The following is a 13804-nucleotide window of genomic DNA, read 5'->3' as shown; positions in this document are numbered from 1 at the left end:
TCCCCGCTTTGGCTCCCCCCTGCAAAGGCGCGTGACGGCCGGCAAGGTCTTGAGAAGGGTAAGCCGGAGGGACCTTTTCGGAGGGACCCGCTTGTCAGGTCCGCATATCGGAGGGACCCGCCTGTCGGGTCCGATGAACACCGATTGATTGCCCATCGGTCCTCACCGGGCACGACAAGCGTGCCCCTCCGAGGTTCGTCGCAGACCGGGGAAGGTTCCCTCCCATAGACTTCTGCGTCGATTGACAAATTCTTCGAGTAGGCCGACAGGTTCCCGGCGGGACCCTGGTCAAGGCCGCGATAATGCTCCATACGCGGGAAAGCTGAGAGTTTTGCTATCCTTTTGAACATCACACCATGGTTTGGGTATGTATGCCACGATCGATGGGCATTCCCTGCGGCTTTGTCAAAAAATTTTTAAGAAACGAGTTGCAAGCGCGAGTCGCAGGGTTAAAATAGGGGCGGCCTGGAAAACTTATCACGCTGTGCGAACGGTCGCTCGTTCGACGCAGTTCGTTATGTTTCCGAGCACGGGAGAAGTGCCATGGTAGCGCGAGGGCTTCGCCGGTTTCTGGGAGCGGTGCTGTTGTTCGGGTTGGCCATGCCCGGAATTGCCACGGCGGGTGATGTGCAAATCGATCTCGATCCTGCGCTGGATCTCTTTGGGGATCAGATTGAGGTTATCCAGGGCTACAACTGGGGCGGAGATTGGGCCCTCGCCTTTGGAATTTACGATACCGGCGCGAGTGTCGTCACCCTCTCGGCAACTGATCGCGCTTTCTTCGATTTGATGGGAGCACCGGTGCCGATCAAGGTGCCAGACGGGGCCGTGGCGGACGCCATCGACGGCGTGATCGTGGGCGACGTCTCCATGCCGATGACATTCTGGACGGATGGACTGCACGCGGTCTCGTTCTCCTGGGATGCGTTCCTGGGCTTTGATTTCAGCTACGACCTGACCGGCGGCGTCACGGTCCCTGGGGTGCAGGTGTTTGTGGGGACGGAGACTGGCAGCGCACAGCTCCCCAACATCGCTGGGACACCGATCCACTTCGGCACGATACCAGGGGGCAGTTTGCCCGCCGCGAAGGTCGATATGCTGGGATATGAGTTCGACCTCGGTGCGTTTTTTGCTGATGATCCGACCTGGGCACCTCTTTTTGCAGGAATCGTCCTCTACATGCCGGACCTGAGTTTCGTGGCAGCGGGCACACGCCTTGCCGGCATCCCCGGGACGACCACCGATCCGGTGAGGATTCCCTTGACTCCCTTCGGTCCGGAGAACTACAGTAACCCGGGAGATGAAGTGACCGTGGCCCCCAACCCTGTTCAGGAGCAGGTCTCTCTCGGTGAAGCACTGGCCACCGTAACCAACGCCGTTTTTCTCTTTGACACCGGGGCTGCCATCAGTGTGATCAGCACGGCAATTGCTCAGGCGCTCGGTTTTGATTTGAATTCGCCAGAGACCACGATCGATATCATAGGCGCGGCAGGGAGCCCGATCACCGTGCCCGGCTTCACTGTCGACTGGCTGGCATTGCCCATCGACACGGATTTTGACGGGGTAGTGGATGGCCAACTCCGCTTTACCAACGCGCCTGTGTTTGTCGCCGATCTGGTGGAGGGACTTGACGGCATCCTGGGGATGAATCTGTGGAACAGCGCGCGAGAATTTCTGTACGACCCGTACGACCCACTCGGTCCTTCCCTTCAGGCCACTTTCCTTCTCCAGCGCGAGACGCTCTCACCAGAAGAACAGGAGGCACTGGGGAGCCTGGCCGAGGCGAATCCGCTCTTCGGCCAATTGTTTGGGATTTCAAGTGGGCCCCTTTCATTCCCGCGGTTTGAAATTCGGGGTGGGCCCACGGGTGGGGAGGTCATCCCTGAACCGAGCACGGCCTATCTGCTGGCACTGGCTGCCGGAGCCCTGGGGTTGTGCTACGGGCGCCGCCGAAAAACTTCCCCGCGCGGTGCGCCCATCACCGCCGTCTGACGCATCTTCTCAGGGCACGCGGATTGGCTTTGGATCCATCGCTGCTTGCGCTGATGTTCTGGCGCCAACTCTCTCGGCACACCGCTTGGGCCTCACAACACCGCACGGAGGTGAAACTCTCGTCTCCGTTTCCAGATTTGACTCGTGTACCTGTCCTGGGCAAGCCCAACGCACGCTGGGCACGGTTCTGCGGGCGCCAAGATTTGTGCCTTCCTGGTATTCAATTTGCACACCCATATTGCGGCGTTCTTAAAGCCTTGACTCAGGATTCTTCATGGCAGCCAACTGTCAGTTTGACAGGAAACACGTCAAAGAGAAATGGAATAATGTAGCGCTCGTGACTACACGCAACACTGTTGTGCTACATTTCTCGCTCCATTGGCAACGAAGTTCGTAGATGATTGCGCTAGGCCGGGATGGGGCCGAGGGCGAAAAACGCCATTCGGTTATGATAAGGAGGTCGAGACAATCACGATGAGTCGTTGCTCACTTTCAAGAGGGGCTTCCTTGAAAAAGATTCGCTTCGTGTGATGGGGGTGGGCTGCAGCCCAGGAGTGAACTAACCTTACTTACCCATTTTCAGAAAGGAGGACACGACCATGTCGCGCTGGATCGACGCAGTGCGGAGACACTACCTTTTGACCCTTATTGGAATTGTGACGCTCCTCACGGGGAGTGGTCTTCTGGTGGGAAGTTTGGAAAGCCAGGAGCACGGGACCAAGCTCAATCTTGCCGCTCCCAAACCCAAGGCGGCTTCTCCGCAGCATGAGTTTGCCAATCAGTTGTCAGCGGCATTCCGCCAGGCCGCCCAGGAGGTTTTGCCCAGTGTGGTGATGATTCGGACGTTTGCCCAGGCCGGTGGCGGGCGGGACCAAACGCTCTCCCCCTTTGAGGAAGATCCTTTCCAGGGAACTCCGTTCGACGACATGCTGCCGCCGGAATTCCGATACTTCTTCCGCCGTGGTCCCATGCCGCCCCGCGTCATTCAGGGGCTTGGTTCCGGCGTGATCATCGACCCTTCCGGCGTGATCCTTACCAACTCCCACGTCGTGGATGAACAGGGCAAGGTTATCGTGCGACTTCACGACGGACGTGAGTTCCAGGCCGTGGATGTAAAAACCGATCCCAAGACGGACCTTGCCCTGGTGTGGATCAAAGGCGCCACTGGACTGAAGGCTGCCGTCCTCGGTGACAGTGATCAGGTGCAGGTGGGTGACTGGGTTCTGGCTCTCGGTCAGCCCTTCGGACTGGAGGGAACCGTCACCGCCGGAATTGTCAGCGCCAAGGGCCGCGGCCTCGGCCTTGCCGTGCGGGAGAACTTCATTCAGACCGATGCCGCGATCAACCCGGGAAATAGCGGTGGCCCGCTCGTTAATCTCGATGGCGAAGTCATCGGCATCAATACGGCTATCAGCACCCGGTCGGGCGGATATGAAGGAGTCGGCTTCGCCATCCCATCCAACCTGGCCAAGTTTGTCGCCATTCAGCTTGCAGAAAAGGGCGTCGTGCGGCGCGGATACCTGGGCGTGGCGATTCAGCCGATCGAGGGAGATTTGGCGTCCCAGCTTGGCGTGAAACCGCATGAAGGCGTGCTCGTGGCTGAGGTGTATCCTAACACACCGGCGGCCGTGGCCGGGATTAAGTCGGGCGACGTGATCCTCAGCTTCGACGGGAAACCGGTGACCGCGCCTAATGAGCTGCAAAGCCTCGTGGAGGAAGCGACGATCGACGCACCCCACAAGGTGGAGATCCTCCGCGATGGCAAGAAAACCACGCTCGAGGTCGTCGTCCGCGAACAACCCGCGGAATACGGGATGGAGCGTGTGCCGGGGCGTCTCCGTCGGGGCGGTCGCCCGATGCCGCGGGAGAACGAGAGTTTTGCCAAACTGGGCATCCAGGTGGAAACGCTGACCGCTGATGTGGCCCAGCAACTTGGCCTTGACATTAAAGAAGGGGTGGTCATCACGAACGTGACCCCGGGCAGCCCCGCGCAGTTGGCCGGTCTGGAAGAAGGCATGGTGATTGTGGAGGCCAACCGCCAGAAGGTGACCAGCGTCAGCGATCTGACCAAGGCCCTGCAGGCGAAGCCGCTGAGTGAAGGCGTCCTTCTTCGGGTGGTCACGCCTGAGGGCGTCTCACGGTATGTGGCGATTCGCGTGAGCGAATAAGCCAAGTTTTCTGGCCCCCGATTTTCTTCCCAACCCGTCCGACGGCGTCACGGTCTTCTCCGGGACTGTGGCGCCGTTTTTCTGTTTGATTGACGCTTTAACGTTTTTCGCGGTAACTCTGATGATCACTTCTGGTAAAAGCCGAATTCATACGCGGCATCGTAAAGAGCCACGATGTTTTCCGGAGGCACACCGGCCTGAATGTTGTGGACGTTGTTAAAGACGTACCCGCCGCCGGGCTTCCAGATCTCGAGATTGCGACGGACGTGTTCGCGAATTTCCCGCGGTGTGGCATAGGGAAGCACATGCTGCGCGTCGATGGCACCGCCCCAGAAGACCAGCCGATCACCCCATTGGGTCTTGAGCGTCTGGGGATCCATGCCCCGGGCACTGATCTGCACCGGATTGAGAATGTCGATCCCGTTATCGATCAAATCCGAAATATAGACGGAGCACGCACCACAGGTGTGATACCAGATTTTTGCCCGGGTGTGCGTGCGAATGTACTGGACCAGCTTCTTCTGCCGGGGTTTGACAACCCGGCGGTAAAACTCGGGGCTAAAAAGCGGTCCGTTTTGACCGGTCAGATCATCACCGATCATGATGACATCGACGAGGTCACCCACCTCCTGGAGGAACACGCGGAACCAGTCGAGCCAGAATTGCAGCGTGCGGTCGAGGAGGGCCTCGCAGAATTCCGGTTGCTCGATCATATCCATAAACCATCGCTCCAGGCCCCGCATATACCAGCAGATTTCGTACACCACTCCGGAAATGCCGCTCACCACAGCGTAGGGTGTCTCTTCCCGGAGCCGCCGGGCCTCTTCCCGCAAGCCCACAAAACGTGACGGATCATCACCGCGGGGAAACGGATAGTCCTCGAGGTCCCGCAGGGTGGCCTCTGCCAGCGGATGATAGGTGATGTCCATATAGAGGCCGTCCTCCGCGGGCATGGACCACCGCACACCGAATTCGTCCACGAGATCATACCATCGCTTGCCATTGCGAACGGCCTCGGTGATTCCGCCTTTCCAGTTCTCTGACGGTTTGGCAAAAATGTATCGCGTGTCGATGCGAAAACGCTGCAGCACCCGTTCAGAGGGCCGGGCAAGTTGCTGGACCGCATCCATGATGTCGATCTTTTCCTCCCAGCCGAGGTGCTTGACCAGAGCCTCGTAGGCCAGGCGATGGATTCCGGTTTGGTTCCCACCCAAATCGAGCGGCACGCGATCCGTTTCCTGATGATTGAGGGCCGCCAACACCCGTTCCCGCGGAAGCATCGTTTCCTTTGCCATGGCCTGAGCCTTTCTCCTGGAAATTCAAAAAAACGTTTCTCCCAATCGCCTGATGATCTGCCACGATTCATCCTGTTGTTGGTGGAAGATTATCTTGTTCTGCCACGTGCGGAACTCTCTAAACAGCATCGCTGTCCGAGGCTTGGCTTGAAAAATACCCCACTGTGAACGTCTGAACAAGTCATGCGGGGACTTCCGTTCGGTTCGGGCCGGCCGCTGGGGTGATATAATTGCGAAAACGGGAAAAACAAAAACGCCTGACGACAGAAACGCCATGCGCCGGTGGCCGAGATTATTTTCACGCCGGCGGCTGAACAATTGGGGAAATGCCTCCACACCACATCCAAGGCATGCAGGGCGGAGGAGCAGCGGTGAATTTCAGAGATGCTGCTGGACTCGCCAGGGAAAAGGGCAACGGATACGCGAGCAAAACTCTGGTGATGCCCTGTCTGCGATCAGCCTGACAAGGCGGCCGAATCCAGCTTGATCGAGACAAACGCGCATCACCGTGGGACGCTGTGAGGTGGCATGATGCATCAGATCGTCCACGACAGTCATGAAAAAACGCATGTCGCGCTGGTGTCGCTGCTGGCTGCGGCCGGGCTGACCGCTGCGAAACTCGTCATTGGAATTCTTACCAACAGTTTGGGCATCATCTCCGAGGCGCTTCATTCCGGTCTCGATCTGGTGGCCACCGGCATGACCCTATGGGCGGTCCGCATCGCCGAACGTCCGCCAGATGCCGAGCATCGTTACGGCCACGGCAAGTACGAGAATCTCTCCGCACTGGGCGAAACGCTGCTGCTTCTGGTGGTCTGTGTGTGGGTCATATACGAAGCCATCCACCGTCTGTTTTTTCGGGGCGAAGTGGAAATCACGCCCAGCGTCTGGGCCTATGTGGTGATCCTCGGTTCGATTGCCGTGGATCTCTGGCGGTCGCATCGTCTGAAGGAAGCAGCCGAGAAGCACAACAGTCAAGCGCTCGAGGCGGACGCCCTTCATTTCGCTTCCGACGTCTGGTCGTCGCTCGTCGTCCTTGGGGGCTTGATTGGCGTTTCACTGTCCGAGTGGCTGGGATGGCCCTGGCTGATGCAGGCCGACTCAGTAGCTGCGATCATTGTGTCGGTCCTCGTGGCAGTCGTGTGTTTGCGTCTCGGAAAACGCGCGGTGGATGCACTCACCGACCGCACATCCCGGCAACTCACGGGGGTGGTGGAACGCTCGGCGATTGGGGTCGAGGGAGTGGAGGGAGTACGGGATGTCCGCGTCCGACAGAGTGGTCCGAGCGTCTTCGCCGACATGACCATCCTGGTTCCGCGCGATCTGGGGCTGGAAAAGGCTCACGCCGTGGCGCAGCAGGTCAGTTCAGCCGTGCAATCCCAAATCCCCGGCGCCGATGTGGTGGTCCACGTGGAACCGGTGGCCCGACCCGATGAAGACCTCGTCACTTCTGTCCGCATGCTGGCAAACAGTTTGGGGCTGGCCGTCCATGATGTTCGAACTTTTCGCACTCCCGAGGGGAATTCGCTGGAACTGCACGTCGAAGTGGATGCCCGGTGGAGTCTCGAACAGGCCCACGACCGAGTCTCTGAACTGGAAAGCCAGATCAAGAACGATATTCCAGAGGTTACCTCGGTCCTCACCCACATTGAACCGGAGCACCAGGACGCAGGCACGCCGACCGTCGCCCATCCCGAGGACCCGACTCTCGCTCCTTACCAGGAGGCTATCGGCGAGTTCAGCCGGGCGTATGGATCAGAACTCTCCAGCCATCAGTTGAGCATGCAAGAAACACCCCAGGGAAAGTCGCTCACGTTTCACCTGTCGATGGACGGCCAGCTTTCGATCGGCGAGGCCCACGAGATTTCCCGGCGGCTGGAAAGATTTCTCCATCAGCGGTTTCCCCAACTTGCGCGGATTACGGTCCACCTCGAGCCACACGACCACCGCGACGAGTGCGCCTGCAACAATGCGACACCGGCGCTACAGAAAACCACAATACGCGCGGACAACCGCGTTCCCGCTCAGGGCGACTCAGCGGGAGAGTCAGTTTGAGTGGAGTCACCACCCGGACCGGCGGATGACGCGATAATCTTCTCCTTTTCCGACTGTTCCGCGGTCGGACGGTCACCATTGGAGGTCACCTTTTCGGGCTGCACGGTGCCAGCGTCATGAGCTTCCAGAGCTGGGGCAACCATTTCTTCCGCGGGGGGCGGTGAAGTCTCTTCCGCGGACACTCCTGATTTCTGCTGATCGTCTTCCGCCCTCGGCACGCCGGTCCCTTCGGTCCTTGATGCCGATTCCCCGTTCCGGGTAGATGGCTTCTTCTTGCCGCCTCCCCGTTTCTCCCGAGAAGGCTTGGCGGATGTCGTGCTAGGCCGAACAACTCCCTTGGCCGCAAAATACTGGAAAAGATCGGCGAAGCTCCGCATCGGCTGTTTGCCGGAGAGCACTTCTTCGCTCAATGGTTCGGCCGGTGGCGGAGTCTCAGGTTTACCCCGCCGCCGTGGCAATTCGACCGGCCGGGAGATACTGACTGGTGCCGGTCCCTGCTGAGGAGCCGGGGCTTCTCTCCGCCCGGGGCGTTCGGGGCGATCCTCCCGCCGTCGTCCAGCCGTCCGCTCGCTGGTACCGGCCTCGGTTTCTTGTTCTTTCTGCTGTGCGGCGGCCACAGGTTTCGCCGCTTTCCGACGCTCCGCGGCTTTCTTTTTCCGCGAAGCTCGGCCGTCGCCGGTCTGTCTCTCCGCCATCTGTTCGAGAGGCACGAGACTCAGGGAGATCCGCCGCCGTTCCCGTTCCACGTCCACCACCCAAACGCGGACCACATCTCCCACCGCGACGACGGAATGCGGATCCACCGACCGTGCATGGGGCTTCATCCGACTGCGGTGGATCAGCCCCGTGTTGGGCAACCCCACATCGACGAACGCCCCGAAATCCACCACATTGACAACCGTGCCCATCAATTCCATGCCGGGGGAGAGATCTTCCAGCCTGACAATTCCCTGTTTGAACACTGGGGGCGGTAAATCCTCGCGGGGATCGCGCCCCGGTCGAACGAACTGGGCCAGGATATCTTTCAGCAGGAGTACACCGCAGCCCAACTCGGCGGCAAGCTGCTCGGCGTTGACCTCCGCGATTTTGACAGCCAATTCCGCCTTCCGAACAGGTTTTGTCAAATCGTCCGGCGTGAACCCCAACTTCTCCAGGACCCGCGTGGCCAGTTCGTAACTTTCGGGATGGATCCACGTCGCATCGAGTGGATTCTCTCCCCCGGTGATCTTGAGAAATCCCGCCGCCTGAACGAAAGTCGTCTCGCCGATCCCCGGCACTTTCTTCAATTCCTCGCGGGTCTTGAACGGCCCGTGCTGTTGACGGTATTCCACGATCCGCCGGGCGGTGAGTTTGTTGAGGCCCGACACGTATCCCAAAAGCGCCGGGCTGGCCGTGTTCACGTCCACCCCCACGTAGTTGACGCAGGACTCGACGACCTCATCGAGGGATTCGCGGAGGTGTTTCTCCTTCAGATCGTGCTGATACAGGCCGACGCCCAAGTTGGCGGGCTCGATCTTGACCAGTTCGCTCAGGGGATCCAGCAAACGCCGCCCAATGGAAACCGCACCGCGAAAGATCGCGTCCAGGTGCGGCAATTCTTCCCGACCGATCTGGCTTGTGGAATAGACGCTGGCTCCCGCCTCATTGACGATGGTGTAGCCAATCCCCCGGCCTTTCAGTTCGTTTTCCAGAAGATCGGCGATGAACATTTCGGTCATCCGACTGCCAGAGCCATTCCCGATGGCAATGGCCGTCAATTGATGTTTTTCGATCATCTCGATGACCGTTTTTTTCGCCGTCTCCCGGCTGTGGCCTTTTTTCTCGATGAGGTAGATGATGCCGTGGTCAAGCACATTGCCGCACTCATCAAGAGCCGCCAGTTTGCACCCCTGACGGTAGCCGGGATCAATGGCGAGGATCCGACGATCGCGGACCGGACGCTGGAGGAGCAATCGCCGGAGATTCTGGGCGAAAACCTTGACGGCGTGGTTCTCCGCCCGCTCTGTTAACTCCCGGCGAATTTCCCTCTCCAGACTGGGGAGGATCAGGCGGACCAGGGCATCCTTCGCGCAACCGCGTAAGAAATCGGCGTGGGGATGGCCCGGCGGAATGCAGATTTCCTCCACCGCCTTCTCCATCGCCTCCATGTCCGCCTCGATCCGCACGCGAAGGACTTTCAGGGCCTCACCCCGATTGATGGCCAGGACACGGTGCGGCGGAATCTTGCGGATGGGCTCGGAAAAGTCGAAGTAATCCTCGAACTCCTTGGCGAGCTTCTCCAATTTGCGGCGTTTTTCCGCTTCCTTAGCCGCCTTCTTTGGGTCAACCGGCGTCGCAGCGGTGGCCGGTGGTGATGCCGCCGGAGCCTCTGCCCTTCCTCCAGACGGCGCCACGGGTTGAGGCGTCGCTGCGGACGGTGCCTCCCCCGATGAGGCGGCAGCGGCCGGTGGCGTCTCCTTCTGCTCTGTAATTGACGCGGCTTCGCCCACAGCTGACGTTTCCCCGCCCTGGGAGCTTTCTCCACTCGCCACGATCTCGGGAGCTGGCTCCGATGGAGGCGGAGTTTCCGTGCCGGAAACGCTCGCAGTCTCACCAAGTGCGGAAGTATTGGCTTCTACTTCCCCGGTGTTGGGCGACCCACTCGCTATTTCCGCCGGGCCTATCTCCGAGGCCCCCCCGGCCGTTTCACCGCTTGCTGAAACCGCTTCTTGACCGGCCATCTGTTCAGCGGGAGCGGCTGGCTCGACCGTCTCGGGAGTGGCGCTGGCTTCTTGCGGCGGGGATGTCCCAGTACTTTCTCCCTGCGATCCGGCCGCCGACGCTTCTCCGCCCTCTCCCGCTTTTTGATCGGGTGGAGCGATGGCCGCCTGAGCAGGTGCTGCCGCCGGCGTCTGAGCGGGTGTCTGTTCTGTCTCAGGGACCACCCGAACCGTGCGAATCACACCGGTCCTCATGAGGATATCGCGGAGACGGCCACGAAGCTCCGTCTTCTCGCTGAACATTTCCGCGAGGATATGCCCCGCTCCCAGTAGGGCGTCCGCGATGTTAAGGACTTTCTTCTCCGGATCGACGTAATCGGCCGCCCTTTTATCCAGGTCTGCACAGATGGGATCGGCGGTGAGAATTTCTTCAGCCAGATGTCCCAGGCCGCGTTCCCGGGCAACAGTCGCCAGCGTGCGCTTCTTCGGCCGGAAAGGTAAATAAAGATCTTCCAGCCGCCGGAGACTGTTGGCCGCGAGGATCTTTTTCGCCAGTTCCGGCGTCAGCTTATTTTGCGACTCGATCGCCCGCAGAATTGTCTGTTTCCGTTCCGCCAACTGGCGCAACTTTTTCACCCGGGTGGCGATGGTGCGGATCTGTTCCTCGTCCAACCCACCCGTCTGATCCTTCCGGTACCGCGTGATGAACGGCACCGTATTTCCGGCATCGAGAAGTTCGACGACTGCCTGAATTCGGGATTCCGGAATGTTCAGATCCCGTGCCAGTGAACGGAACGAAACCGTGACTTCAACTGTGGCCATGGTTATTTCGGGCGACGTATTTGAAGATGCGCTCGCGTATCGCTGGCCGACCTCCCCAATCCAGCCGAAACACTCCGGGGCGTTCGACTGATGGGGGACGAAAGAGCCACCCCGATCGGGTGTCTCGTGAACCTTTTCGGTCCTCTTCCGCTCGGCTGAATGCAATCAGATGGAACGCGCCGCGCGAACCTCCTTAAACTACCTCACAATGACGGAAACCAATTCATTCACTTCCTGGCGGGTACAACCCAGAGATGGTCTCAATGGTTTACACCTAACGGATGAGTATACCCGATTTTCAAAAAAGGTGGATATGGGATAATGTCTCCCGACGTGTGTCTTTATTCGGCGATGTACTTTTCGTAGATGCGGTAACGTTTGTAAAGTTTACCGCCGACCGCCTGAATCGTGTTGTTGATGGCGTGATTATCCTCCAGCGTCCAGCTCAATTCCGCGGAGTCGAAGCCTGCGTCGCGAACTCCGCGCTCAATGGTTTGGAGGATCATCAGTTCGGCAATCCCGCGGTGACGATATCCGGGAACGACCCCGAGGACCATCACCCGGGCGGTTTTCACCTGCTTGAGCCTCTGAAAGAGCCGCACCGCTCCGATCGGCATTCCCCAGGAGGTCAAACGTCCATTGAGGGGGCGAATGGCTTCGTTAAGGTCGGGCACCGTGATCGAAAACCCCACCGCCTTGCCATTGTCTTCCGCCACAAGCACGAGGTCCGGCCGAGCAAACTGCGCCAACCGTTTGGCAAAATAGCGAAGTTCGGCGGGGGTTAGATCGATGAAGCCCCACTGGTCGTAACGCGTGACGGTGTACACTTCCACACACCGGGCCATTTCGACCTCGAAGTTGTTCAGGTTGAACGGCCGAATTTTGATTCGCGAACGCTCCTGAAACCGTCGAACCCGCTGCATCCAGCAGCGAAGATTTTCGTTATCTTTGACGAACCACCAGGCGTAGAGGTCCTTGGCTTTCTGCATTCCCCACGATTCACACAATTCCGCGTAATACGGGGGATTGTGATTCATCATGATCCGCGGCGGATACTGAAAACCTTCGATAAGCAGGCCACAGGGGTAATTGATGGAATAGTCAATCGGCCCCATCATGTGCGTCAAACCCCGTTGCCGCATCCACTGGGCCGCCGCTTCGAATAGGGCATGGGCAACGCGGGGATCTTCGATCGATTCGAACATCCCGAAGCAGCCCACCTTGGTCCCGTGTTTGGCGTTGTAGCGTGGGTCCTCACTGACAAGAATCCTGCCCACAGGGCAACCATCCTGACAGGCCAGGAACTGGGCCGCCACTCCATGCTGATAAAAGGGATGCTTGCGGGGATTGAGAAACTCTTTCACCTCGATGAGAAGCGGCGGCACCCAATAGGGATCATTCTCGTAAATAAGCCAGGGCAAACGGGTGAAATAGTACTGGTCCCGCCAGCTCTGCACGCGTCTTACGCGGACAGGCGCGTCGCGGTCCTGTGGCAACCGGAGCCTCAGCATCGGGCGAGGTTCCAGGCCAAAGCTCAGCAAATTGGACAGATGAAAGGACGACATATCTCAAATCCGGGCGGATTTTGGTTTCTCGGTTTCGTGCGGTGATGGGCAGAAACCGCCCGCCCTCACCGCCCGCTTAGGGTCCAAAATCATAGAGCCGATAGGTCTTTGTCAGCTTGGCCCCACCTTTTTCCAGGCTTCCCCGGGAAAGCGCGTTCGATTCCAGCACCCAGGAGAATTCCGCTTCCTCAATTCCCCATTCCAGCGCTTTCGGGACCAGTCCATCCAATAGCACCAGCCCAAAGCCCAAGAGCTGATACTCCGGCAGCACGTTCGTGCTGATCACGCGAACCCGTTTGATCGCTCGCTTGTTCCGCAAAAGGTGGATGAATCCGAACGGAAAGAGTCGGCCGTCGATTTCCTTGATGCGCTGATTATAATCCGGCAGACAGAAGACCGCGCCCACCACTCGACCGTCCACCTCCGCTCCCAGGGCCAGCTCGGGCACCATCAGCCACCGCAGTCCTTTCGCCATGTGCCGGACTTCCGCCGGCGTCATCGGCACAAATCCCCAGGTATTGATCAACGAGCGATTGTAAATTGAAAGGAAAAGCTCAACGTCCTCCAGAAAACGCCTCTTGTTGAGCATTCGGATTTTCACATTATACCGTTCCACGATTTTATCGCAGACCGGCTTCAGTTTCTCGCGAATCTTGGGGAGCATGCTCACATGTCCCCAATACGCGTAGAGGTCCTGCGTCTTCCGAAAGCCATACGACTCGATAAGCCGCTCATAGTACGGAGGGTTGTATGTCATCATGAAGGTCGGGGGCGAATCGAACCCATCGATGAGCAGGCCGAGTTCATAATTGAGGCTTGGATTGGTCGGCCCGCGGAGTTTTTCAATTCCCCGTTCGGCGAACCAACCCCGGACGGCGTCAAACAGGGCGTGGGCCACCCGCTCGTCATCCACCGACTCAAAAAAGCCAAAGAAGCCCCGCTGTTCGTTAAACCGCTCGTTGTGTCCGCGGTTCAGAATGGCGAGAATCCGACCGGCCACCTCGTTACCGCGAAAAGCCAGAAACGCCTGGGCCTCGTTCCGTTCGTAAAACGGATGGGGCGCAAAACCCACCAGTCCCCGCTGGTTGTTTCGCAACGGCGGAACCCAGTTGGGATCATCGCGATACAATCGCCAGGGGAATTCGAGGAATTGCTTCTGTTCCCACCGCGTGCGGACGGGACGAACGGTAACTTCCGACATACTGGCT

7 protein-coding genes are annotated in these 13804 nt (G+C 59.0%); 3 read left to right on the top strand and 4 right to left on the bottom strand.

The window, feature by feature from the left end; genetic code table 11:
* Window positions 1–543 precede the first annotated feature (543 nt).
* Window positions 544–1992 carry a retropepsin-like aspartic protease gene (locus tag THTE_RS02560; RefSeq protein WP_095413968.1) on the top strand — a complete coding sequence of 483 codons (1449 nt, stop codon included), beginning with the start codon at window positions 544–546 and terminating at the stop codon, window positions 1990–1992.
* Window positions 1993–2591: 599 nt separating this feature from the next.
* On the top strand, window positions 2592–4160 hold the full coding sequence (locus THTE_RS02555) for a trypsin-like peptidase domain-containing protein (RefSeq protein ID WP_095413967.1): 1569 nt from the start codon (window positions 2592–2594) through the stop codon (window positions 4158–4160).
* 125 nt (window positions 4161–4285) lie between these two features.
* Here THTE_RS02555 and THTE_RS02550 read toward each other — a convergent pair whose 3' ends face one another.
* Complete coding sequence (locus tag THTE_RS02550) at window positions 4286–5455, bottom strand: uroporphyrinogen decarboxylase family protein (protein ID WP_095413966.1); 1170 nt, start codon at window positions 5453–5455, stop codon at window positions 4286–4288.
* Window positions 5456–5983: 528 nt separating this feature from the next.
* Here THTE_RS02550 and THTE_RS02540 point away from each other — a divergent pair.
* The gene (locus THTE_RS02540; RefSeq protein ID WP_095413964.1) at window positions 5984–7510 is read left to right on the top strand and encodes a cation-efflux pump; all 1527 of its coding nucleotides are present in this window, start codon (window positions 5984–5986) and stop codon (window positions 7508–7510) included.
* Here THTE_RS02540 and THTE_RS02535 read toward each other — a convergent pair.
* The 3 genes from THTE_RS02535 to THTE_RS02525 all read right to left on the bottom strand — a co-directional run bounded on the left by THTE_RS02535 (window position 7480) and on the right by THTE_RS02525 (window position 13797).
* Window positions 7480–11031, bottom strand: a complete 3552-nt coding sequence (locus THTE_RS02535; protein WP_095416732.1) for a helix-hairpin-helix domain-containing protein — start codon at window positions 11029–11031, stop codon at window positions 7480–7482. The genes THTE_RS02540 and THTE_RS02535 overlap by 31 nt on opposite strands.
* Window positions 11032–11372: 341 nt before the next feature.
* Window positions 11373–12596, bottom strand: a complete 1224-nt coding sequence (locus THTE_RS02530) for a GNAT family N-acetyltransferase (protein WP_095413963.1) — start codon at window positions 12594–12596, stop codon at window positions 11373–11375.
* A 76-nt stretch (window positions 12597–12672) separates the two neighbouring features.
* Window positions 12673–13797: a GNAT family N-acetyltransferase gene (locus tag THTE_RS02525; protein ID WP_095413962.1), complete on the bottom strand. Its 1125-nt coding sequence runs from the start codon at window positions 13795–13797 to the stop codon at window positions 12673–12675.
* Between the last annotated feature and the right edge of the window lie 7 nt (window positions 13798–13804).

The sequence above is a fragment of the Thermogutta terrifontis genome, assembly GCF_002277955.1.
GTDB lineage: Bacteria > Planctomycetota > Planctomycetia > Pirellulales > Thermoguttaceae > Thermogutta > Thermogutta terrifontis.
This window is presented reverse-complemented; position numbering and strand designations above follow the sequence as displayed.